Below are 23,080 nucleotides of genomic sequence, written 5' to 3' on the forward strand. Positions count from 1 at the left end.
ACTCCTATGTCCTCCGAAACCCTTTCTCCATCCCACTGGGCGCTGGGCCGCCTGAGCTGGGACGCCGTACCGATGGCGCATGAGCCCATCGTGCTGGCCACCTTCATTGCCGTGGTGTTGGGCGGCCTGGTCGTTCTGGCCGGCATCACCAAGTTCCGCCTGTGGGGACCCCTGTGGCGCGACTGGATCTGCAGCATTGACCACAAACGCATCGGCATCATGTACATGATCCTGGGCCTCGTGATGCTGCTGCGCGGCTTTGCCGACGCCGTGATGATGCGCCTGCAGCAGGCCATGGCCTTTGGCGACAACATGGGTTACCTGCCGCCGCACCACTACGACCAGATCTTCACCGCCCACGGCGTGATCATGATCTTCTTCGTGGCGATGCCGCTGGTCACCGGCCTGATGAACTACCTGGTGCCGCTGCAGATCGGCGCGCGCGACGTGTCGTTCCCGTTCCTGAACAACTTCAGCTTCTGGATGACCACGGCCGGCGCCGTGCTGGTGATGGTGTCGCTGTTCCTGGGCGAGTTCTCCACCTCCGGCTGGCTGGCACTGTCCAACCTGGGGGCGCAGAGCCCCAGCACCGGCCTGGACTACTACATCTGGGCGCTGCAGATAGCGGGGGTGGGCACGACGCTCTCGGGCATCAACCTGATCGTGACCATCATCAAGATGCGCGCGCCGGGCATGAGCCTGATGAAGATGCCCGTGTTCACCTGGACCGCCCTGTGCACCAACGCACTGATCGTGGCGTCGTTCCCCGTGCTCACGGCCGCACTGGTGCTGATGTCGCTGGACCGCTATGTCGGCACCAACTTCTTCACCAACGAGCTGGGTGGCAACCCCATGCTCTACGTGAACCTGATCTGGATCTGGGGCCACCCTGAGGTGTACATCCTGGTGCTGCCCGCGTTCGGTGTGTTCTCCGAAGTGGTCGCCACGTTCAGCAAAAAGCGCCTGTTCGGCTACACGTCCATGGTGTATGCCACGGTGTGTATCACCATCCTGTCGTACCTGGTGTGGCTGCACCACTTCTTCACCATGGGTTCGGGCGCCAGCGTGAACACCTTCTTCGGTATCACGACGATGATCATCTCGATCCCCACGGGCGCGAAGATCTTCAACTGGCTGTTCACCATGTACAAGGGCCGCATCCGCTTCGAGCTGCCCATGATGTGGACCGTGGCGTTCATGGTCACGTTCGCCATCGGCGGCATGACCGGCGTGCTGCTGGCCGTGCCCCCGGCCGACTTCGTGCTGCACAACAGCCTGTTCCTGATCGCCCACTTCCACAACGTGATCATCGGCGGCGTGGTGTTTGCCATGTTTGCCGGCATCAACTACTGGTACCCCAAGGCGTTTGGCTACAAGCTGGACCGCACCTGGGGCGTGCGCTCCTTCTGGCTGTGGCTGGTGGGCTTCTGGGTGGCGTTCACGCCGCTGTATGTGCTGGGCCTGATGGGCGTCACCCGCCGTGCCAACCACTTCGAAGACCAGTCGCTGCAGATCTGGTTCGTCATCGCTGCCATCGGCGCGGCCATGATTGCCGCAGGCATTGGCTGCTTCCTGATCCAGCTGGTGGTCAGCTTCCTCAAGCGCGAACAACTGCGCGACTGGACGGGCGACCCCTGGGACGGCCGCACGCTGGAATGGGCTACCTCTTCGCCTCCACCCAACTACAACTTCGCCTTCACCCCCGTGGTGCACGAGATCGACGCGTGGTGGGACATGAAGAAGCACGGATACAAGCGCCCTCTGGCGGGCTTCCAGCCCATCCACATGCCTGCCAACACTGGCGCCGGCGTGGTGATCTCAGGGCTGTCGCTGGTGTTCGGCTTTGCACTGATCTGGCACATGTGGCTGCTGGCGGGCGTCTCGTTTGCGGCCGTCGTTCTGGCCGCCATCATCCACACGTTCAACTACAAGCGTGACTTCTACATCCCGGCATCCGAAGTGATCTCCACCGAAGAAGCCCGCACACTCCAACTGGCCCGCCATGTCTGATATCCGCATCCACGCTGGCGCCGCAGCAGGCGCCCTGGCCCCGCGCGAGTACCACCTCGCGCACGAGCCCCATCCTGAAAACGGCACGGCCCTGGGTTTCTGGCTGTACCTGATGAGCGACTGTCTCATCTTTGCAGCACTGTTCGCCACTTACGGCGTGCTGGGCCGCAGCTATGCCGCAGGCCCCACCGGCGCGCAGCTGTTCGACCTGACCCTGGTGGCCATCAACACCGCCTTCCTGCTGCTGTCGTCCATCACCTTCGGTTTTGCCATGCTGCGCAAGCAGCTGGGCGACGTGAAGGGCACGCTGCTGTGGCTGGCGGTCACGGGCGTGTTTGGCCTGTGCTTCCTGGGCCTGGAGCTGTATGAGTTCTCACACCTGCTGCACGAGGGCGCAGGCCCGCAGCGCAGTGCCTTCCTGTCGGCGTTCTTCACGCTGGTGGGCACCCACGGCCTGCACGTCACCTTCGGCCTGATCTGGCTGGTGGTGCTGATGGTCCAGATTGGCAAACATGGCCTGATCCCCGAGAACAACCGTCGCCTGATGTGCCTGTCCATGTTCTGGCACTTCTTGGACGTGGTCTGGATCGGCGTTTTCACCTTTGTGTACCTGATGGGGGTGCTGTAAATGAGCGCACAACACGCAACACACGCGCACGATGCGCATGGGCATGACGATCACCACCACGACGCAGGCCCCCACAGCACCTTTTCGGGCTATGTGATGGGGTTTGTGTTGTCCGTCATCCTCACGGCCATTCCCTTCTGGCTGGTGATGGCCAAGGTGATTGCGGACCGCAACACGGCTGTGCTGGTGCTGGGCGGCTTCGCCGTGATCCAGATCCTGGTGCACATGGTGTTCTTCCTGCACATGAACGGCAAGATCGAAGGCGGCTGGACGCTGCTGTCCACCATCTTCACCGTGGTGTTCGTGGCCATCGCCATCGCGGGAACCTTGTGGGTGATGTTCCACATGAACGCCAACATGATGCCCGAGCACCCCACGCCCACGCCGCCCACGCACGAGGCGCCAGGACACTCCACGCCCTGATGCCTGCAGCCCCCACCACCATGGCACTGCCGCGCCGGGGGTTGCGCCGCGCAGTCCTGCTGGTGCTGGGCATGGCCCTGTTTCTGGGCTTTGTGTCGCTGGGCACCTGGCAGGTCCAGCGCCGTGCCTGGAAGCTGGACCTCATCGAAAGAGTAGACCAACGGGTGCACGCCGCACCAGCCGCACTGCCCCCTGTGGAGCAATGGTCTGACATCCGTGCCGCACAGCATGAGTACCTGCCGGTGGTCTTTCAGGGCCACTGGCTGCCCGGCAAAACGGTGCTGACGCAGGCGGTCACCGAGCTGGGCGCGGGGTTCTGGGTAATGACTGCCCTGCAACGGGATGACGGTACCCAGGTGCTGGTGAACCGGGGCTTTGTGCCCCAGGAGCAACGCGCCCAATGGCTGGAGGCTCAGCCACCCGCCGATGGCACGGCCACCGTCCAGGGGCTGTTGCGCATGCCAGAGCCGGGCGGCGGCTTTCTGCGCACCAACGACCCGGCGCAACAGCGCTGGTACTCGCGCGACGTGGCGGCCATCAGCAGCGCGCTGGGTCTGACCCGGGCGGCTCCATTTTTTGTGGACGCAGGACTTCCGGGTACCGCAGCGGCGTCTTCAGCCGCCTCCGGCTGGCCCCGCGCTGGCCTGACCGTCATCCGGTTCCACAACAGCCACCTGGTGTACGCCCTGACCTGGTATGGTCTTGCGCTCATGGTTGTCGTTGCCGGCTGGTATGTGGCACGCTATGAGCGCCGCCTGGGCGCACGGGCCACCAGCCGCCTCCCGACCCACGATGAACACCCTCCCACAACGCCCTGACCCTGCGCTGGCCACTGCGCCGCGCAATGCACGTTCCGCCGACGCCGCCGCCGGGATCAAGAACCTCCAGCAACTGATCGAGCTGCGCTGGATTGCAGTGGTGGGCCAGGTGTTCACCATCGAGATGGCGCACTACAGCCTGGGCTTGAAGCTGCCGCTGCAGGAGATGCTGCTCGTGGTCGGCTGCCTGGCGGTCTTCAACGTGGTGAGCCTGCTGCGCCTGCGCACGGGCCGCGCGGTGCGCAATGTGGAGCTGTTTCTGGCGCTGCTGATCGACGTGGCGGTGCTCACGGTACAGCTGTACCTGAGCGGTGGCACCAGCAACCCCTTCGTGTTTTTGTACCTGTTGCAGATCACGCTCGGCGCCGTGCTGCTGCGCGGTGCCTACATCTGGTCCATCGTGATCATCACCGTCCTGTGCTTTGCGGCGCTGGCAGACCACCACCTGCCACTGGCCCTGCCCCAGGATCTGCACCAGGGCCTGTCGAGCCTGTATGTGCTTGGGCTGCTGGTGTGCTTTGTGCTCAACGCCACGCTGGTGATGGTGTTCATCACCCGCATCAACCGCAACCTGCGCGAGCGCGATGCCCGCCTGGCGGCCGCACGCCGGCGCCGCGTGGAAGAAGAACACATCGTGCGCATGGGCCTGTTGGCGTCCGGCGCTGCGCACGAACTGGGTACCCCGCTGTCCACCCTTGCGGTGATCCTGGGCGACTGGCAACACGACAAGCGGCTGGCCAGCAACGCCGCGCTCAAGGAAGACATTGCCGAGATGCAGACCCAGGTGCAACGGTGCAAAAGCATCGTGAGCGGCATCCTGCTCTCGGCGGGTGAAACGCGCGGCGAGGCGTCGGTGCAGACCACTGTGCGCAAGTTTGTCGATGCGCTGGCACAGGAGTGGCGCAGCACCCGCACGATCCCCCAGTTTGACTACGACAACGACTTCGGCACCGACACCCCCATGGTGTCGGACACCACCCTCAAGCAAATGGTTTTCAATGTGCTGGACAATGCTCGCGACGCCTCGCCAGGCTGGGTGAGATTGGCGGTTACGCGCAATGCAGACGCCTTGTGCATGACCGTGACCGATGCCGGCCCCGGCTTTGCGCCCGACATGCTGTCCAAACTGGGTACGCCCTACCAGTCCTCCAAAAACCGCCCTGGCGGAGGGTTGGGGCTGTATCTGGTGCTGAACGTGGCCCGAACCCTGGGTGGCAGCGTGGAGGCGCGCAACCGTCCCGAAGGGGGCGCACAGGTGACCATCGAATTGCCCCTGGCCTCGATTGCGCTCCCCCCGAAGGTATGAATGAACGAAAGAACCCACCGTGGACACTGAAGAAGCGCAACGACAGCTGCTGATCGTCGAGGACGACGAAGCCTTTGCGCGCACGCTGGCCCGCTCGTTTGAACGGCGCGGCTACAGCGTGTTGCAGGCAGCGAGCCTGGCCGACGTAGAGGTGTTGCTGGAGCAGCACCAGCCCGGGTATGCGGTGGTGGACCTCAAGCTCAAGGGAGAGGCCTCAGGCCTGGCCTGCGTGCAGACACTGCACGCCGCTGACGACGAGATGTTGATCGTGGTGCTCACGGGTTTTGCCAGCATTGCCACCGCGGTGGAAGCCGTGAAACTGGGCGCGTGCCACTATCTCGCCAAGCCCTCCAACACCGACGACATCGAAGCTGCGTTTGGGCTCAAGGAAGGCAATGCCGAGGTGGAACTGACCAATCGCTCCAGTTCCATCAAGACGCTGGAATGGGAACGCATCAACGAGGTACTGGCTGAAACAGGCTTCAACCTGTCAGAGGCCGCGCGGCGCCTGGGTATGCACCGCCGCACCCTCACACGCAAGCTCGAAAAGAAACAGGTGCGTTAGCCGCAACGGCTTTGGACCCGCCCTCCCCTGTTTCGGTGCCGATCCATCTCGCGGGGCGCAATCTGCACGGCCGGTCACGCGCTCCTGCGGCTCCCAAACAGCACTCAGGCAGCCTCAGGCACCGCCTTCAGCATCTGCTGCTCGAAAGCGCGCAAACGCTTGTAGATCGATATCTGTTCCACCACCGTGCTCCAGTTCAGCACCAGAAACTGGAACGACTCCAGCACCTTGTCAAAGGCCCGGGCAATCTGCTGCATCACCCCCAGGGTGATCACCCCCGCGATCAGCGTGGGGCCCAAAGCCACCAGGGGCACCAGCACACTCACCTGCAGGTAAGACCACTTCACCACATCGAAGTACAGGTAGTGGAAAAACAGCCGGAAGTAATTGCGGCGCACACCCGCGAACAGCTCAGCCGCCGTGGGCGGAGAAGCCCGGTTCGGGTCGTCCTCGCCCAGCACCAGCTCCTTGCGGTACGCCGCCTCCACCCGCTGGTTGTGAAACTCCAGCCCCGGTAGCTTCACACCCACGCAGGCCAGCAGCAGCGTGCCCCCCAGTGACCAGGCCAGTGCGACCCAGACCAGGGAATGCGGAACGGCGCCGATCAAGGGCAGCGCAGTGACTTTGTCGGACAGCGTCCAGAGCACCGGCAGAAAGGCCCCGAGCGTCATGAGGCTGCGCATGAAACTCAGGCCCAGATCTTCCATCGTGCGGGCGAAACGCATGGTGTCCTCCTGCACACGCTGTGCCGCACCCTCGATGTGCCGCAGGCGTGGCCAGGCCGCCATGTAATGCTCATTCATCGCCTGCCGCCAACGAAAGATGTAGTGTTTGCTGAAAAAATCCGCCAGCACCGCCGTCGTCACATAGATCATGGCAATGCGCGCGAAGGTTGAAAGCTGTCCCCAGAACTGCTCTGCGGTGATGCTGCCAGGCTTACCCAGAGCCTCCTGTATGAGATCGTAAAAGCTGCCGAACCAGTCGTTGATCTGCACGTCCAGCTGCACACGGTAAGCCGTGGCCAGAAGAATGACGAGAGAACCCAAGATGGACCAGGCCCACCAGCGGCGGGCGAAAAAGAAGGACTTGAACATCGTAGTGCCGTGTTGGAATGGTTCTGCGAATTCTGAGTGCCACACGCAATGATCGTTCCGCAGTAGACAATGCCACTGATCGCCTGCCGCCGGGGCAGACACCGGCCAACCAGCCTTCGCACCGCGCGCAGACCCGGCGCCAGCCTCTGGCTAGCGCGGCCGGGCCCTTTGCTCCAGCCATTCCTGAGCCGCCTGCTGCCCACCCCAGCGCGACCAATCCAACGCGCTCTTTCCGTGCGGGTCTTTCTGCGAAAGATCCACTCCCTGCTCATCCAGCCAACGCAGCACGGCCACCCGCCCTTTGGCTGCGGCCAGCATGGCGGGGGTCTCGCCTCGGCTGGCGGGCGCGGGTTCGGTCAGCGATTGCCCTTGCTCTTTGAGCCAATCCAGGCAAGGCACGCAGCCGCTTTGCGCGGCCATGTGCACGGGGCCCCAGTCCCAGCGGTTGCGGGCTTGCAGGCTGGCACCCGCCTGCACCAGGCGTTGCGCCACCGCCAGATGGCCGCCATAAAAGGCCCGCAGCAGGGCCGTATCGCCGCGCTCGCTGTCCTTGGCCGTCTGCCGCAGATCGGGCTCGGCCCCGGCTTGCAGCAGCGCCTCCACATGCGCCAACTGCCCCCGGTGGGCGGCCAGCATCAGCACGGAGGAGCCGGTGTCCGCCAGCAGGTTGGGGTTGGCGCCATCGCGCAGGGCCTGCGCCAGTGCGCTGGCATCGCCCGCGTTCTGAGCGTCCATCAGGCGGGCATCTGCAGGCGCCCAAATGCGCGATGAAGCCACTGCCGCAGGGGCTTGCAGTACAGCGCTGCGACCTGCCCCCCACACCGCACGCCCGCCATGGGCCCACCACACGAGCAAGCCAAAGGCCAAGAGCCATGCCCAACCACCCCAGGCTGGGCGTGAATGGGCAGCCACCTGGGGCCGCTGCGCCCCTGGCGTGAAGCGCCCCCGACGATCCAACCACGCACGTGCCACGGCCTGGCCCACGGCCTGCGCGGCAGCCGTGCCGCTCAGCCCTGGTGTCAGCGTTTGCGAATGCCCTGATGCATCCTTGCCCAGCACCGCGTGGTAGGCCTGGGTCCCCGCCGTGAACTGCAGCTTGTGCACCAGCGACTGGCTGGACTCGCCTGGCAACGTGGCCACGCGAGACCAAACCCAAGAGCCGCGACGCACGACCAGGCCATCGTCCTGCACCCGCAGCGTCCACCGCCGGGTGGCGGCATGCAAGGCCCAGGCAGGCAGCACCAACACAGCCAACCAACCCCAAAAGCCGCTCGGCAGCACCAGGGCGCGGGGCTGGATGCGGTCGTTCACCCACCACTCCAGCGCCAGCAAAGCCAGGGCCACCGCCGCGGACCAGCGCCAAGCGGTCTGCGTGAACGCGAGGGACCAGGCATCTGGCGTCTCGGTCAAACGCACGTCAGGGGGAAGAAAGCCTGGGGATTCAGCAGACTTCCCCATGCCCGGTAGATCCAACGGCTGAGAGGCGGCATCGCGGCCCAAGACGACCGGCTCGATGGGGACTTCCTGCGTCCACTGCGCCCGCCGGTCAAAGCGGTCCGGCACCGAAGCGGCCTCAGCCCAGGACGGGGTGGCGGCCTGGACCGCCAGGTCATACGCCAGCTCCAGCGCACCATCGGCGCGCACCAGTTCCAGCCGCCAGTCCACCCGCTCGCCACCGCGCCGCGAACCATGGGTGGGGGAGTCATCAGGCAGTTCAAAACGCGCTACCAGTCGCATGCCGCCATCGCCCGTCGACTGGTGCCGCGCCGTGGCGTTCAGTACCTCCACCTGGCGCTCGGGCGAACCGGAGCTGGATTCGTCCACACGGTATTGCGCCAGCTGCATGCGCAAGTTTTCGGACCCCGCTTGCTGCACAGCCCGCGCAGGCAACACCAGCGTGATTTCGACCGATCGCCCCGCCGTGGGCCGCGATGGCAGGGCCGTCATACCAACCCCCTGGTAGCGCCAGGCCTTGCGGCTGTTCTGCCAGGCGGCAGCGACCAGGCCCACGCCGATCACCACAAAGACGCCCATGAAGCCCTTGGCCCACCAGGGACCTTTGCCGTCCGACCAGAACAAGGCGGCCATAGGGAAAGCGATGCCACACCAGAATACCGCGAAGAACCACAGCGCCCCCTGCCCCTTGGCCAGGGAATGCGTTGGCTCCAGGTCTGGCACATCGTCCTGGGGGCGCCTCAAGATGCGCAGAAACATCCATGCAGCAGTCACCCCGACGCCGGTGAACACCAGGGCAAACGGCAGCCGAAAAATTTGCAGCCGCCAGCGGATGCTGCGGTCCAGCAGGGCTTGGGCCGGGGCCTTGGGGTTGACCCAGGCGGTGATGGATTCGCCCCGCTCCTGCGCTTGGCGCAGGGCGCGGTGCCATTGCGCCTGCCAGTCGCCGACGTTGTCGGCACTGGGGTGCAGGTCCAGCCCCACACGCTGCGCTTCGTACGTTTGGCCCGCCACGGTGTAGCGGTACCGGGCCAGCACCTGGTAGGTGGTGCCACCCTCGCTGCCCGCGTGCTGCTTCAGTTGCACATCCAGCAGCTGGGCCGGCACAGGCTGCCATGAGCGCACGGTCCAGACTGCCAGCGCCGTTTCAGCCAAGGGCCGCAAACCTGCCCAATACCCACCAGCACCGAACACCACCGCAAAGATGGCGCAGAAAACCAGCAAAACCCCTCGTCCCATTGTGTTGCCCATGGCTCCCTCCTTTTGTTGTTGTTATGGATGTCTTGTTATGGACTCCAGCATAGTGACGAATGGATGACTTTTGTGTGACACCCAAGGTGGGCCAAAAAAAAGCGGCCCCTGAGGGCCGCTTCTGTTGCGCAAAGAGCGCGAGGATCAGGCGGTGACGCCCTTGGCGGTTTCTGCGTACTCTTCGATCTGGTCGAAGTTCAGGTACTTGTAGATCGAAGCGCCGTCCTTGTTCACGATACCCATGGCTTCGTGGTATTCGGCCACCGAGGGGATCTTGCCCAGCTTGGACGCGATGGCGGCCAGCTCGGCGGAGGCCAGGAACACGTTGGTGTTCTTGCCCAGGCGGTTGGGGAAGTTGCGGGTGGAGGTGGACACCACCGTAGCGCCTTCGCGCACCTGCGCCTGGTTGCCCATGCACAGCGAGCAGCCGGGCATTTCGGTACGGGCGCCGGCAGCACCAAAGTTGGCGTAATGGCCTTCCTTGATCAGCTCGCTCTCGTCCATCTTGGTGGGCGGAGCCACCCACAGCTTGACGGGGATGTCACGGCTGCCGCCCAGCAGCTTGGCTGCTGCGCGGAAGTGGCCGATGTTGGTCATGCAAGAACCAATGAAGGCTTCATCGATCTTGGTGCCAGCCACTTCCGACAGGGTCTTGGCGTCGTCGGGGTCGTTGGGGCAGCACAGGATGGGTTCCTTGATGTCGGCCAGATCGATCTCGATGACGGCTGCGTATTCGGCATCCTTGTCGGCTTCGAGCAGGTTGGGGTTGGCCAACCAGGCTTCCACCTTCTCGATGCGGCGCTGCAGCGTGCGGGCATCGGCATAGCCGTCAGCGATCATGTTCTTCATCAGCACCACGTTGCTGGTGAGGTATTCCTTGACCGGCTCAGGGTTGAGCTTGATGGTGCAACCGGCTGCGGAGCGCTCCGCCGAAGCATCCGACAGTTCAAACGCTTGCTCGACCTTCAGGTTGGGCAGGCCTTCGATTTCCAGAATGCGGCCCGAGAAGATGTTCTTCTTGCCCGCCTTGGCCACCGTCAGCAGACCAGCCTTGATCGCGTACAGCGGAATCGCGTGCACCAGGTCGCGCAGCGTCACGCCCGGCTGCATTTCGCCCTTGAAGCGCACCAGCACCGACTCGGGCATGTCCAGAGGCATCACACCCGTCGCAGCGCCGAAAGCCACCAGGCCAGAGCCTGCCGGGAACGAAATACCGATGGGGAAACGCGTGTGCGAGTCGCCGCCCGTACCCACGGTGTCAGGCAGCAGCAGGCGGTTGAGCCAGCTGTGGATCACGCCGTCGCCAGGACGCAGGGCCACGCCACCACGGTTGCTGATGAACGCAGGCAGTTCGCGGTGGGTCTTCACGTCCACGGGCTTGGGGTAGGCCGCCGTGTGGCAGAACGACTGCATGACCAGATCGGCCGAGAAGCCCAGGCAGGCCAGGTCTTTCAGCTCGTCGCGGGTCATCGGACCGGTGGTGTCTTGCGAGCCCACGGTCGTCATCTTGGGTTCGCAGTAGGTACCGGGGCGCACGCCCTGGCCTTCTGGCAGACCCACGGCGCGGCCCACCATCTTCTGAGCGAGGGTGAAGCCGGCCTTCGAAGCGGCAGGTGCCTGGGGCAGGCGGAACAGCGTGGAGGCTGGCAGGCCCAGGAACTCACGTGCCTTGGCCGTCAGCGAACGGCCGATGATGAGGTTGATACGGCCGCCCGCACGCACTTCGTCAAACAGCACATCGCTCTTGAGCTTGAACTCGGCCACGGTGGCACCGTTCTTCACGATCTTGCCGTCATAGGGAAGGATGTCGACCACGTCGCCCATTTCGAGCTTGGATACATCGACTTCGATCGGCAGCGAGCCCGAATCTTCTTGCGTGTTGAAGAAGATGGGAGCGATCTTGCCGCCCAGGGTCACGCCGCCAAAACGCTTGTTCGGCACAAACGGGATGTCCTGGCCCGTGGCCCAGATCACACTGTTGGTGGCTGACTTGCGGCTGGAACCGGTGCCCACCACGTCGCCCACGTAGGCCACGAGGTTGCCCTTCTTCTTGAGGTCTTCGATGAACTGCATCGGGCCACGCTTGCCGTCTTCTTCGGGCTTGAACGCCGCATCAGGGCGGGTGTTCTTCAGCATGGCCAGGTAGTGCAGCGGGATGTCTGGGCGGCTCCAGGCATCCGGTGCGGGCGACAGGTCGTCGGTGTTGGTCTCACCGGGCACCTTGAACACCGTGACGGTAATCTTCTTCTCGACTTCAGGACGGGTGGTGAACCACTCGGCATCGGCCCAGCTTTTGATGACTTCCTGCGCCTTGGCGTTGCCTGCCTTGGCTTTCACAGCGACGTCATTGAAGAAGTCGAACATCAGCAGCGTCTTCTTCAGACCCTCTGCGGCCACACCAGCCACTTCGGCATCGTCCAGCAACTCGATCAGCGGGTGCACGTTGTAGCCACCCACCATGGTGCCCAGCAGTTCCGTGGCCTTGGCCTTGGAGATCAGACCCACGGTGATGTCGCCGTGCGCCACGGCAGCCAGGAAGCTGGCCTTGACCTTGGCAGCGTCGTCCACGCCAGGCGGCACGCGATGGGTGAGCAGGTCCAGCAAAAAGGCCTCTTCACCAGCGGGTGGGTTCTTGATCAATTCGATCAGCTCAGCCACCTGCTTGGCGTCCAGGGGCAGAGGGGGGATACCCAGTGCGGCGCGTTCAGCAGCATGGTCTCGGTAGGCTTTCAACATTGTTTTCTCCAGTTGCGTTCTAAAGTGGGACGTAGCGTGTAGCGTTCGGCTCGGCACACACCAGTCGTTGATGGGTGCGCGCGGTTTTTTATTTGGTGGCGGGCAGCGGGTCCAGCACGCTCACAGGCGGGTTCTTCTTGATGGCTTCTGCCACCACCACCTGCTCAGGGCTCATGCACTCGTCAGCCAGACGCTGACCAGCGCGCTGGTTCATCAGCATGGATTTGTTGGCGATCTGCAGCCACACGGCACCACCCTTGGCGTCCTCCAGGCGTACCGTGCCCGTGGTCGTCGCGACCGGCGACATGTAGTACTTGAAACCCTTGCCTTCCACATGGAAGTGGCCTGGGGTGGCGGGATCGGCTGTCACCGTGACAAAAGCACCGAGCTCACAGGGCATGCGCCCCACGTGCACGCGCTCTGCAATCGCCAGTTCGGCGGGCGACAGGGCTGCTTCAGCGGCGATGATGCCGGCCGCCACCTGGTTGGTGGCGCTCTTGAGCTGGGTACGGCTGCTGGTGGGTTCGGCCTTGGCAGTGGCATGGCTCTTGGCGGGAGCCTTGGCTGCGGTCTTGCCCTCTGCTGGCTTGGCGGCCGTCTTGGCGGTTGGCTTGGCAGCGGGTTTGGCTGCAGCCTTGGTGTCGGACTTGGCCGCTGGCTGGGCTGTTGTTTGTGCCAAGGCAAAGGCCGGAGCCAGCAACATGAGAGCGGAGGCAATGACGAATTTCATGGGAAGTCCTGCGTGGAAATGTCCAGGGGTGTTCACGATGGAACGAGAGTCGATGCGTCAAACCAGTGACGCACCGCCAAGGGTAGTGCGCGCCCAGTGCTGTGGGCGCGCTCCAGAATCTGCCAATAAAAGCGGTAGCTGGCACGGTCATGCAATACCCCATACACACTGATGGGTGCCCAGTCCTCCAAGGCTGCCGCCGAAATGATCCGGGCTGCGGTGTCGATATCGTCCTGCAGGGGCGCAAAGGCCTGCAGGATGGTGCGGATCTGCGCCGGATGGATGCTCCACATCCGTGTGTAGCCCAGCTCGCGCGATGCGCGGCCGGCAGCACCTTGCAGGGCTGCCATGTCCGAAAACTCAGTCACTACGCAATGGGAAGGCACCTTGCCATGCGCGTGGCACGCCGAGGCGATTTCGAGCTTGGCACGCACCACCAGCGGGTGCGTGAACTGCCCGGCAGAGGTCATGGCCTGTGCGGGAATGGCGCCTCCATGGGCGGACACAAAATCCATGAGGCCAAAACTCAGGCTCTGGACGCGGGGATGGGAAGCGATTTCAAAAGCGCGCTGCACGGCAGCGGGGGACTCGATCAACACATGCAGAGGCACATGAGCCGCCGACGCGCGCTCCAACGCACGTTCAGCCATCAGCACATCATCCACCGACTCGACCTTGGGCACCATGAGATGGCACAGCCTGTGTCCTGCCTCGCCCGCAATCGTGGCGACATCATTGACAAAAGCGGGGTGATCCACCGCATGAACACGAGCCGCTACCCGAGCCCCTGGAGCCGCAGCGGCTGCCATACGTGCCACCAGCGACGCATGCTGGGACTCCAGCCCGACAGGCGCGCCATCTTCACAATCGAGAGTGACATCAAAGACGCAGGTGCCAAATTCCTGCGTCATCTCTGCCTGCAATTGCAGGCTTTTGCGCATGCGCACTTCCACGCCGCTGTAGTGGTCGCAGACTGGCAGAAAACCAGTCTGCGCCTGGGCGCCGAGCAACACATCGCGCGGATGGACGGACGCAGCGCCCGGCCCCGGTACAGAGGCTTGGACGGCCCGAAGGCCCGATGCCAAAGGCGTCGGCTGCATCGCGTCGTTTACCAGCTTGATTACAGCAGGTGCTTGACGCCGTCTTGCTCGCCTTGCAGTTCGGCCAGCGTGATGTTGATACGCTCTTGCGAGAACGCGTCGATGTCCAGACCTTCAACAATCTTGTACTCGCCGTTTTCGCAGGTCACGGGGAAACCAAACATCGTGTCCTTGGGAATGCCGTATTCGCCGTTGGATGGAACACCCATGGTGACCCACTTGCCGTTGGTGCCCAGGGCCCAGTCGCGCATGTGGTCGATGGCTGCGTTGGCTGCAGACGCTGCCGACGACAGGCCACGGGCTTCAATGATGGCGGCGCCGCGCTTGCCAACGGTGGGCAGGAATGTGTTGGCGTTCCACTCCTGATCGTTGATCATCTTGGCCACGCTCTCGCCCTTGATGGTGGCAAAACGGTAGTCAGCGTACATCGTGGGCGAGTGGTTGCCCCACACGGTCAGCTTTTCGATGTCGGCCACAGCCTTGCCGGTCTTGGCGGCGATCTGGCTGGCAGCGCGGTTGTGGTCCAGGCGCAGCATGGCCGTGAAGTTCTTGCGTGGCAGGTCAGGGGCCGACTTCATGGCGATGTAGGCATTGGTGTTGGCAGGGTTGCCCACCACCAGCACCTTCACGTCGCGCGAAGCCACGGCATTCAGGGCCTTGCCTTGTGCCGTGAAGATGGCGCCGTTGACGGCCAGCAGTTCGGCACGCTCCATGCCAGGGCCACGTGGGCGCGAGCCGACCAGCAGTGCGTAGTCGGCATCCTTGAAGGCTGTCATGGGATCGCTGTGGGCGGTCATTTCGACGAGCAGCGGGAAGGCGCAGTCGTCCAGCTCCATCATCACGCCCTTGAGCGCCTTTTGAGGGCCTTCGACAGGGACTTCGAGCAATTGCAGAATGACCGGCTGGTCCTTGCCCAGCATTTCGCCGGAGGCGATACGGAACAGCAGTGCGTAACCGATTTGACCGGCGGCGCCGGTGACAGCAACGCGAACGGGCTTCTTGCTCATGGTGAAAACTCCAGGAAGTGAGGAAAACAGGTGTGAGTGCAACGCAAGCACCAGCGCCTGTCACCAGTAGCCCGTGCCCCGCAAAACAGCATTGGAGTTTACCCCTGATTGGACACCCCGGTCAATTTGTCTTATGTCTTATATAAGATATGATTGCACCCCGTTTGTCGTTCGATTGTCATGTGGCAACCGCACTGCCGCACCACAACACACGCACAACTTACAGATCCCACACCATGTCATCGCTTCCGTTCGCAGCAGACAGCCCCGCGCCCCCGCAGAGCGCAGCGGGAGCCGCCACGCCAGCGTTCAGCCCGCTGTACCAACAGATCAAGGGGCTGATCCTGCAAAGCCTGCAGCAGGGCGAATGGAAGCCTGGCGAGGCCATTCCGAGCGAAATGGAGCTGGCTGCACGTTTTCGCGTCAGCCAGGGCACCGTACGCAAGGCGATTGACGAACTGGCCGCAGAGAACCTGGTGATGCGCCGGCAGGGCAAAGGCACTTTTGTCGCCACCCACGCCGAGCAGCATGTGCAGTACCGATTTCTCAAGCTACTGCCCGACACCGGAGACGCCCGCGTGGAAGGCCCTGCGCAGCGCCGCGTGATCGATTGCCGCCGCGTGCGGGCCAACGCCGATGTGGCCCGCGCACTGGCGCTGCGCAGCGGCGATGCCGTCATGCAGGCAAGGCGCATCCTGTCGTTTGCAGGAGTGCCCACCATTTTGGAAGACATCTGGCTGCCCGGACAAGCATTCAAAGGCCTCACCGCCGAGCAGCTCGCCAACTACCAGGGACCGACCTACGCCATGTTCGAACTCGACTTTGGCGTGCGCATGGTGCGTGCCGAAGAAAAAATCCGCGCCGTGCTGCCCGACGAGGAACAAGCCCAACTGCTGCAAATCACACCCGTGACACCGCTGCTGAGCGTCGAGCGCATTGCCTACACCTACAACGATGTTCCCATGGAGTTACGCCGCGGGCTGTATCGCACCGATACCCACCACTACCGTAATGAATTGAGCTGACAGCAGGCTGGCACCCGAGCATTAACGTCGAAAATTTCAAGCCCGGCTAAACCCTTGTGTTGCGTTGCAATAGAATTTTGCGTTCTTTGCATCTTCAAATTACAAAGCAGTTACATCCACGAAAGCACCAGAAATGACAGAACTAGCCAAAAAACGGCCTGAATTCCGCAACATCAATGCCTTCAAGGACTTGACGACCTACCGCATGACACCTGCCGCGTGGGTTTCGATCTTGCACCGCGCCAGCGGACTGATCATGTTCCTGCTGCTGCCTTTCATCATCTGGATGTTCGACACCTCGGTGTCTTCCGAAATCTCGTTCGCCAAATTCTCGGCGGCCTTCAATATCGGCATCGGTTTTGTGCCTGGCTGGTTCATCAAGCTGGTCGCTCTGGCCCTGATCTGGGCCTACCTGCACCACTTCACTGCCGGCCTGCGCCACCTGTGGATGGACGTGAGCCACAGCGCCGTGAACAAGCAATTTGGCAAGAGCTCTGCTCTGACCGTTCTGGTCATCAGCATTGGGCTGGCCCTGGTGCTGGGCGCCAAGCTTTTCGGCCTGTACTGATCAACCCACAAAAACGGCGGTCGCTGCCAGCCAGCGCCTGTTGAAGAACGAGAGGAAATTTCCATGTCCGTCAATTACGGTTCCAAGCGCGTCGTCGTCGGCGCCCACTATGGCCTGCGCGACTGGCTCAGCCAGCGTGTCACGGCAGTCCTGATGGCGCTGTTCACCCTGGCCCTGCTGGCCCAGGTCATCTTCTCCAAAGGCCCCATCGGCTACGACAAATGGGCGGGCATTTTCTCGGCCCAATGGATGAAGGTGCTGACCTTCTCCGTGATCGTCGCGATTGCCTGGCATGCGTGGGTCGGCCTGCGCGAAGTCCTGATGGACTACATCAAGCCCGTGGGCCTGCGTCTGGCACTGCAAGTGTTCAGCATTGTCTGGCTGGTCAGCTGCGCCGGCTGGGGCATCCAGGTTCTGTGGCGTCTCTGATTCCCGCGATTGAAGGTACACAATGAGCTACACACAAGCCAACATCACCAAGCGCAAGTTCGACGTCATCATCATCGGAGCCGGCGGCTCCGGCATGCGGGCATCCCTGCAACTGGCCCGCGCGGGCCTGAACGTTGCGGTTCTCTCCAAGGTATTCCCCACCCGTTCGCACACCGTCGCTGCCCAAGGCGGCATCGGCGCTTCGCTGGGCAACATGTCCGAGGACAACTGGCATTACCACTTCTACGACACCATCAAGGGCTCCGACTGGCTCGGCGACCAGGATGCGATCGAGTTCATGTGCCGCGAAGCCCCCAAGGTCGTGTACGACCTGGAACACATGGGCATGCCCTTTGACCGCAACACCGACGGCACGATCTACCAGCGCCCCTTCGGCGGCCACACCGCCAACTACGGTGAAAAGCCCGTGCAACGCGCTTGCGCTGCAGCCGACCGCACCGGTCACGCCATGCTGCACACGCTGTATCAGCAAAACGTCAAGGCCCGCACCAACTTCTTCGTGGAGTGGATGGCCCTGGACCTGATCCGCGACGCCGACGGCGACGTGGTGGGCGTGACCGCGCTGGAGATGGAAACCGGCGATCTGCACATTCTTGAAGCCAAGACCACGCTGCTGGCCACCGGTGGCGCAGGCCGCATTTTTGCCGCCTCGACCAACGCCTTCATCAACACCGGTGACGGCCTGGGCATGGCTGCACGCGCCGGCATTCCGCTGGAAGACATGGAGTTCTGGCAGTTCCACCCCACCGGCGTGGCCGGCGCGGGCGTGCTGTTGACCGAAGGCTGCCGCGGTGAAGGCGCAATTTTGCTCAATAGCAATGGCGAGCGCTTCATGGAGCGCTATGCGCCCACCTTGAAGGACCTGGCACCGCGCGACTTCGTGTCCCGCTCGATGGACCAGGAAATCAAGGAAGGCCGTGGCTGTGGTCCCAACAAGGACTACGTGCTGCTCAAGCTGGACCACCTGGGCGCAGAAACCATCCACAAGCGCCTGCCCTCGGTGTACGAAATCGGCGTCAACTTCGCCAACGTGGACATCACCAAGGAGCCGATCCCTGTGGTGCCCACCATCCACTACCAGATGGGCGGCATCCCCACCAACATCAATGGTCAGGTGGTGGTGCAGCAAGGCGGCAATGACAACCTCGTGGTCAACGGCCTGTACGCGGTGGGCGAATGCTCTTGCGTATCGGTGCACGGCGCCAACCGCCTGGGCACCAACTCGCTGCTGGACTTGCTGGTGTTCGGCCGCGCAGCTGGCAACCACATTGTCGAGTTCAACGACAAGAACAAGAACCACAAGCCCCTGCCCAAGGATGCGGCCGACCGCACCCTGGAGCGCCTCAACCGCCTGCAAGGCGCCAGCAGCGGCGAATATGCCCAGGACGTGGCCAACGACATCCGCGCCAGCATGCAACTGCACGCCGGTGTGTTCCGCACGCAAGCGAGCATGGACGAAGGCGTCAAGAAGATCGCCGAGCTGCGCAACCGTGTGAATAGCGTGGGCCTGAAGGACCACTCCAAGGTGTTCAACACCGCGCGCATCGAAGCGCTGGAAGTCGAGAACCTGATCGAAGCTGCGCAAGCCACGATGGTGTCTGCTGCTGCCCGCAAGGAATGCCGTGGTGCCCACACCGTGAGCGACTACGAGCGCCCCGCAGACGACCCAGTGGCACCACTGGGCCGCGACGATGCCAACTGGATGAAACACACCCTGTGGCACAGCGAGAGCAACAGCCTGACCTACAAGCCCGTCAAACTCAAACCCCTGACCGTGGACTCAGTTCCGCCCAAGGTTCGCACGTTCTAAACGGATACAGGAGCACCCACCATGGCAAAACGCACCTTCCAAATCTACCGCTACGATCCTGACAAGGACGCCAAGCCCTACATGCAGACCGTCGAAGTCGAACTCGACGGCAGCGAACGCATGCTGCTGGACGCCCTGATGAAGCTCAAGGCGCAAGACCCCACCCTGTCGTTCCGTCGCTCCTGCCGCGAAGGTGTTTGTGGCTCGGACGCCATGAACATCAACGGCAAGAACGGCCTGGCCTGCCTGACCAACATGAACACGCTGCCCGGCACCGTGGTACTGAAGCCCCTGCCCGGCCTGCCAGTCATCCGCGACCTGATCGTGGACATGACGCAGTTCTTCAAGCAGTACAACTCCATCAAGCCGTACCTCGTCAACGACAACGTGCCGCCCGAAACCGAGCGCCTCCAGTCGCCTGAAGAGCGCGAAGAGCTGAACGGCCTGTACGAGTGCATTTTGTGCGCCAGCTGCTCCACCAGCTGCCCCAGTTTCTGGTGGAACCCCGACAAGTTCGTGGGCCCCGCTGGCCTGCTGCAGGCCTACCGCTTCATCGCCGACAGCCGCGACGAAGCCACCACGGAGCGCCTGGACAACCTGGAAGACCCGTACCGCCTGTTCCGCTGCCACACCATCATGAACTGCGTGGACGTGTGCCCCAAGGGTCTGAACCCCACCCGGGCCATCGGCAAGATCAAGGAATTGATGGTGCGCCGCGCCATCTGAGCGCGGCCCGTTCATCGTCCTACACACCGGTCCATGCAAACGCTGTCCACCCCATCCATCGCGCCAGAGGCGGCTTCGCCGCTGCTGGACGAACGCGAGCTGAGCAAGCTGCACTGGCGCTGCCGGCGCGGCTTGCTGGAGAACGACTTGTTCATCGAGAAGTTCTTCCACCGCTTCGAATCGACGCTGACGAGGCGCCACGCCCAGGGCCTCAACGCGCTGATGGATCTGGCGGACAACGACCTGCTGGACCTGCTGCTGCGGCGGCGAGAGCCCTCGGGCGAACAAGACACACAAGAAGCGCGTGAAGTGCTCGGCATGCTGAGACAAAGCGGTGGCGCCACGGCAGTGCATGCCTGACACCCAGCCCTCGCACCAAGACCGGATTCGTATCGGCAACCTACCCAAGGAAAGTAACAATGAAGCTAGCTGACAACAAAGCCACCCTGTCGTTCAGTAACGGCAGCCCCAGCGTGGACCTGCCGGTCTATCAGGGCAGCATCGGCCCGGACGTCATCGACATCCGCAAGCTGTATGCGCAGACGGGCATGTTTACCTATGACCCGGGCTTCCTGTCCACAGCAGCCACCCAGTCGGCCATCACCTACATCGATGGCGACAAGGGCGAGTTGCTGTACCGCGGCTACCCCATTGAGCAGTTGGCTGAGAACTGCGACTTCCTGGAAACCTGCCACCTGCTGCTGTACGGCGATCTGCCCAACGCTGCACAAAAGACCGACTTCACCAGCCGCGTGACCAACCACACCATGGTCAACGAGCAGATGCAGTTCTTCCTGCGTGGCTTCCGCCGCGACGCGCACCCCATGGCTGTGCTGACCGGTCTGGTGGGCGCCCTGTCGGCCTTCTACCACGACAGCACGGACATCAACAACCCGCAGCACCGCGAGATCGCCGCGATCCGCCTGATCGCCAAGATGCCCACGCTGGTCGCCATGGCCTACAAGTACGGCATGGGCCAGCCCTACATGTACCCGCAGAACCACCTGAGCTACGCAGGCAACTTCCTGCGCATGATGTTCGGCACCCCCTGCGAAGAGTACAAGGTCAACCCCGTGCTCGAACGCGCGCTGGACCGCATCTTCATCCTGCACGCTGACCACGAGCAGAACGCCTCGACCTCCACCGTGCGCCTGTGCGGCTCGTCGGGCACCAACCCGTTTGCGGCCATCGCCGCCGGCGTGGCCTGCCTGTGGGGCCCTGCCCACGGCGGCGCCAACGAAGCTGCACTGAACATGCTGTACGACATCCAGGCCCAAGGCGGCGTGGAAAAGATCGGCGACTTCATCAAGCAGGTCAAGGACAAGAACTCCGGCGTCAAGCTGATGGGCTTTGGCCACCGCGTGTACAAGAACTACGACCCCCGCGCCAAGCTCATGCAAGAAACTTGCAATGAAGTGCTGGCCGAGCTGGGCCTGGAAAACGACCCGCTGTTCAAGCTCGCCAAGGAACTGGAAAAGATCGCCCTGGAAGACGACTACTTCGTGCAGCGCAAGCTTTACCCGAACGTGGACTTCTACTCTGGCATCGTGCAGCGCGCCATTGGCATCCCCGTGAACCTGTTCACCGGTATCTTCAGCCTGGCCCGCACCGTCGGCTGGATTGCCCAGCTGAACGAAATGATCGGCGACCCCGAGTACAAGATCGGCCGCCCCCGCCAGCTGTTCACCGGCTCCGTGCGCCGCGACGTGCCTCCCCTGGCCAGCCGCTGATCGGAGCGGCGCACTGCGCCGCTCCCGCACCCCAAAAAGCCCGCAGGCAGTGCCTGCGGGCTTTTTTCATGGCTCATCAAGAGGTGTTCACTGCCAATTCCTGAATACTCCCCCTGAGTAATAGCCCTTTTAATGCCTGTAGCGCAATCAGCATATGCGCTTGTCTTTTATACTGCCACCCAGTACACCCTAGTGAACGACCAACCAGCCGCCTGCCCATGCCCCACACTGCCGAGGACAAACAACGCGCCATCACGCGCCTCCGCCGCATCAAGGGCCAGGCCGAGGCGCTGGAGCGCGCGGTGGAAGCGGGCAGTGACTGCGCCCCCATCCTGCAGCAGCTGGCGGCCATGCGTGGCGCCGTGCACGGACTGATGGCCGACCTGCTCGACAGTCACGTGCGCGAGACGCTGGCGGAAAAACCGGCCCCGTCTCAGCAGGCCATTGACGAAACGCTGGCGCTGCTTCGCTCCTACCTCAAATAGACCGCCCACCCGCATTCCCTACCCGATTGACCGAAAGGACCACCCCATGAAATCCCGCGCCGCCGTTGCCTTCAAAGCCGGAGAACCCCTGCAGATCGTCGAGATCGACGTCGCCCCGCCCAAAAAGGGCGAAGTGCTTATCAAGATCACCGACACCGGCGTGTGCCACACCGACGCCTTTACCCTGAGCGGTGACGACCCCGAAGGCCTGTTCCCCGTGGTGCTGGGCCATGAAGGCGCGGGCATCGTGGTGGAAGTGGGCGAAGGCGTGACCAGCGTGAAGCCCGGCGACCACGTCATCCCGCTCTACACCGCCGAATGCGGCGAGTGCCTGTTCTGCAAGAGCGGCAAGACCAATCTGTGCGTGAGCGTGCGCGCCACGCAGGGCAAAGGTGTGATGCCCGATGGCACCACGCGCTTCAGCTACAACGGCCAGCCCATCTACCACTACATGGGCTGCAGCACGTTCAGCGAATACACCGTGGTGGCCGAGGTCTCGCTCGCCAAGGTCAACCCCAACGCCAACCCCGAGCAGGTCTGCCTGCTGGGCTGCGGCGTGACCACGGGCCTGGGCGCCGTGAAGAACACCGCCAAGGTGCAAGAGGGCGACACCGTGGCCGTGTTCGGCCTGGGTGGCATCGGCCTGGCCGTGATCCAGGGCGCCAAGCTGGCCAAGGCCGGGCGCATCATCGCCATCGACACCAACCCCTCCAAGTTCGACCTGGCTAAGGTGTTTGGCGCCACCGACTGCGTGAACCCCAAGGACTTCGACAAGCCCATCCAGCAGGTCATCGTCGAGATGACAACCTGGGGCGTGGACCACAGCTTTGAGTGCATCGGCAACGTCAACGTAATGCGCGCTGCGCTCGAATGCGCGCACCGGGGCTGGGGCCAGAGCGTGATCATTGGCGTGGCCGGTGCCGGGCAAGAGATCAGCACCCGCCCCTTCCAGCTCGTCACCGGCCGCAAGTGGCTGGGCACGGCGTTTGGCGGCGTCAAGGGCCGTAGCGAGCTGCCCGGCATGGTCGAAGACGCGATGGCCGGCAAGATCCAGCTGGCACCGTTCGTCACACACACCATGGGCCTGAAGGACATCAACGAAGCGTTTGACCTGATGCACGAAGGCAAGTCGATCCGCTCGGTCGTCAAGTACGCCGCGTAAC

The 23,080-nt window shown here is 63.2% G+C and carries 21 protein-coding genes; 15 read left to right on the forward strand and 6 right to left on the reverse strand.

Annotation, left to right across the window (positions count from 1 at the left end):
- The first annotated feature begins 6 nt into the window (after positions 1–6).
- The 6 genes from cyoB to CLU87_RS13575 are packed head-to-tail and all read left to right on the forward strand — an operon-like array spanning position 7 to position 5,750.
- Positions 7–2,010, forward strand: coding sequence for a cytochrome o ubiquinol oxidase subunit I (gene cyoB, locus CLU87_RS13550; RefSeq protein ID WP_056064859.1), 2,004 nt, complete (start codon positions 7–9; stop codon positions 2,008–2,010).
- Complete coding sequence (cyoC, locus tag CLU87_RS13555) at positions 2,003–2,638, forward strand: cytochrome o ubiquinol oxidase subunit III (RefSeq protein WP_015015041.1); 636 nt, start codon at positions 2,003–2,005, stop codon at positions 2,636–2,638. Before cyoB ends, cyoC begins: the two co-directional genes overlap by 8 nt.
- Positions 2,639–3,061, forward strand: a complete 423-nt coding sequence (gene cyoD, locus CLU87_RS13560) for a cytochrome o ubiquinol oxidase subunit IV (protein WP_056064862.1) — start codon at positions 2,639–2,641, stop codon at positions 3,059–3,061.
- Complete coding sequence (locus CLU87_RS13565) at positions 3,061–3,879, forward strand: SURF1 family protein (RefSeq protein WP_099730769.1); 819 nt, start codon at positions 3,061–3,063, stop codon at positions 3,877–3,879. Before cyoD ends, CLU87_RS13565 begins: the two co-directional genes overlap by 1 nt.
- Entirely contained in the window at positions 3,854–5,185 is a 1,332-nt protein-coding gene (locus CLU87_RS13570) for an ATP-binding protein (RefSeq protein WP_056747020.1), read from the forward strand. Before CLU87_RS13565 ends, CLU87_RS13570 begins: the two co-directional genes overlap by 26 nt.
- 19 nt (positions 5,186–5,204) lie before the next feature.
- Positions 5,205–5,750: a response regulator transcription factor gene (locus CLU87_RS13575; protein WP_056064872.1), complete on the forward strand. Its 546-nt coding sequence runs from the start codon at positions 5,205–5,207 to the stop codon at positions 5,748–5,750.
- Positions 5,751–5,854: 104 nt separating this feature from the next.
- Here the strand turns inward: CLU87_RS13575 and sbmA are convergent, their stop codons facing one another.
- From sbmA to CLU87_RS13605, 6 genes are all read right to left on the reverse strand, one after another.
- The gene (gene sbmA / locus CLU87_RS13580) at positions 5,855–6,844 is read right to left on the reverse strand and encodes a peptide antibiotic transporter SbmA (protein WP_056064875.1); all 990 of its coding nucleotides are present in this window, start codon (positions 6,842–6,844) and stop codon (positions 5,855–5,857) included.
- Positions 6,845–6,994: 150 nt separating this feature from the next.
- Positions 6,995–9,550, reverse strand: a complete 2,556-nt coding sequence (locus tag CLU87_RS13585; RefSeq protein ID WP_099730770.1) for an ankyrin repeat domain-containing protein — start codon at positions 9,548–9,550, stop codon at positions 6,995–6,997.
- 144 nt (positions 9,551–9,694) lie between these two features.
- On the reverse strand, positions 9,695–12,286 hold the full coding sequence (gene acnB / locus CLU87_RS13590; RefSeq protein ID WP_099730771.1) for a bifunctional aconitate hydratase 2/2-methylisocitrate dehydratase: 2,592 nt from the start codon (positions 12,284–12,286) through the stop codon (positions 9,695–9,697).
- An 88-nt stretch (positions 12,287–12,374) separates the two neighbouring features.
- Positions 12,375–13,016: a hypothetical protein gene (locus CLU87_RS13595; RefSeq protein WP_056064883.1), complete on the reverse strand. Its 642-nt coding sequence runs from the start codon at positions 13,014–13,016 to the stop codon at positions 12,375–12,377.
- A 32-nt stretch (positions 13,017–13,048) separates the two neighbouring features.
- Positions 13,049–14,116 carry a CoA ester lyase gene (locus tag CLU87_RS13600; RefSeq protein WP_099730772.1) on the reverse strand — a complete coding sequence of 356 codons (1,068 nt, stop codon included), beginning with the start codon at positions 14,114–14,116 and terminating at the stop codon, positions 13,049–13,051.
- Between the two features lie 20 nt (positions 14,117–14,136).
- A complete protein-coding gene (locus CLU87_RS13605) occupies positions 14,137–15,123 on the reverse strand; it encodes a malate dehydrogenase (RefSeq protein ID WP_056064888.1) in 987 nt (328 codons plus the stop codon).
- A 236-nt stretch (positions 15,124–15,359) separates the two neighbouring features.
- Here CLU87_RS13605 and CLU87_RS13610 point away from each other — a divergent pair, with 236 nt between their 5' ends.
- The 9 genes from CLU87_RS13610 (at position 15,360) to CLU87_RS13650 (ending at position 23,079) form a co-directional block, all read left to right on the forward strand.
- Entirely contained in the window at positions 15,360–16,148 is a 789-nt protein-coding gene (locus tag CLU87_RS13610; protein WP_056064891.1) for a GntR family transcriptional regulator, read from the forward strand.
- 133 nt (positions 16,149–16,281) lie between these two features.
- Positions 16,282–16,716 carry a succinate dehydrogenase, cytochrome b556 subunit gene (sdhC, locus tag CLU87_RS13615; RefSeq protein ID WP_056064896.1) on the forward strand — a complete coding sequence of 145 codons (435 nt, stop codon included), beginning with the start codon at positions 16,282–16,284 and terminating at the stop codon, positions 16,714–16,716.
- A 63-nt stretch (positions 16,717–16,779) separates the two neighbouring features.
- Positions 16,780–17,145, forward strand: coding sequence for a succinate dehydrogenase, hydrophobic membrane anchor protein (gene sdhD, locus CLU87_RS13620; RefSeq protein ID WP_015015055.1), 366 nt, complete (start codon positions 16,780–16,782; stop codon positions 17,143–17,145).
- Between the two features lie 22 nt (positions 17,146–17,167).
- Positions 17,168–18,976, forward strand: a complete 1,809-nt coding sequence (gene sdhA / locus CLU87_RS13625) for a succinate dehydrogenase flavoprotein subunit (RefSeq protein ID WP_008906046.1) — start codon at positions 17,168–17,170, stop codon at positions 18,974–18,976.
- A 21-nt stretch (positions 18,977–18,997) separates the two neighbouring features.
- Positions 18,998–19,702, forward strand: coding sequence for a succinate dehydrogenase iron-sulfur subunit (locus CLU87_RS13630; protein WP_015015057.1), 705 nt, complete (start codon positions 18,998–19,000; stop codon positions 19,700–19,702).
- Between the two features lie 33 nt (positions 19,703–19,735).
- Positions 19,736–20,062 carry a succinate dehydrogenase assembly factor 2 gene (locus CLU87_RS13635; RefSeq protein WP_056064900.1) on the forward strand — a complete coding sequence of 109 codons (327 nt, stop codon included), beginning with the start codon at positions 19,736–19,738 and terminating at the stop codon, positions 20,060–20,062.
- 59 nt (positions 20,063–20,121) lie between these two features.
- The gene (locus CLU87_RS13640) at positions 20,122–21,432 is read left to right on the forward strand and encodes a citrate synthase (RefSeq protein WP_056064903.1); all 1,311 of its coding nucleotides are present in this window, start codon (positions 20,122–20,124) and stop codon (positions 21,430–21,432) included.
- 218 nt (positions 21,433–21,650) lie between these two features.
- Complete coding sequence (locus tag CLU87_RS13645; protein ID WP_056064906.1) at positions 21,651–21,917, forward strand: metal/formaldehyde-sensitive transcriptional repressor; 267 nt, start codon at positions 21,651–21,653, stop codon at positions 21,915–21,917.
- Between the two features lie 46 nt (positions 21,918–21,963).
- A complete protein-coding gene (locus CLU87_RS13650; protein ID WP_099730773.1) occupies positions 21,964–23,079 on the forward strand; it encodes an S-(hydroxymethyl)glutathione dehydrogenase/class III alcohol dehydrogenase in 1,116 nt (371 codons plus the stop codon).
- The last annotated feature ends 1 nt before the right edge of the window (position 23,080 follow it).

The sequence above is a fragment of the Acidovorax sp. 59 genome, from assembly GCF_002754175.1.
In the GTDB taxonomy this organism is placed as follows: domain Bacteria; phylum Pseudomonadota; class Gammaproteobacteria; order Burkholderiales; family Burkholderiaceae_C; genus Acidovorax; species Acidovorax delafieldii.